The organism is Cellulomonas sp. P2_B4 (assembly GCF_056404795.1).
This window is the reverse complement of sequence record NZ_JBFUDI010000123.1, coordinates 1-515: the sequence shown is the minus strand read 5'-3', so window position 1 is coordinate 515 and position 515 is coordinate 1. Positions and strand designations below refer to the sequence as shown.

At 62.5% G+C, this 515-nt stretch carries 2 protein-coding genes; both read right to left on the bottom strand.

The features are described 5' to 3' along the window. Positions 1–288, bottom strand: a 288-nt coding sequence (locus tag AC1DZC_RS20445) for a hypothetical protein (RefSeq protein WP_477044566.1), incomplete at its 3' end; no start/stop codon positions are given. 68 nt (positions 289–356) lie between these two features. Beyond that, positions 357–506 (bottom strand): DUF815 domain-containing protein, encoded by a 150-nt coding sequence (locus tag AC1DZC_RS20440; RefSeq protein WP_477044567.1) that lies wholly within the window; start codon positions 504–506, stop codon positions 357–359. Positions 507–515 lie beyond the last annotated feature (9 nt).

Below are 515 nucleotides of genomic sequence, written 5' to 3'. Positions count from 1 at the left end.
GTTGACGAATCTGAACGAGCGCTCGATCGGGTAGAGGAAATACCAGATATAGACGATCATGATCGTCGCGGTCAGCGCGCCGGCAAAGGCGCGGGCGAACAGGGTGGCGAGCATGATTGCCGGATAGATCAGCGCGAAGGGCGCCGCACCGCCCGCGACCATGTCGAACATCAGCCGGACGATCCGGGCAGCGAGCACGATCAGCAAGGTGACGCCGACCTGCGTGACCCAGACGGGTATCGCCGGCGACAATCGTTCACATAGATCAACGGCGCCGATGCGGGACATGGGTTCAGTCAGCCCGCAGGGGGTGCCGAGTCAAGGCGGGTTCCGACAAAGTTGAACCAAATCAATGACTATCTGAGAGATCTTCCATTTCGTCCGGCCAGATCAGTGATGTAGTGCCAGGCCACCCGCCCGGAGCGGCTGCCGCGCCGCGTTGCCCAGCCGACCGCCTCGACCGGATCGAACGGCAGGCCATAGGCATCGGCATAGCCCCGGACGATCGCGAGATA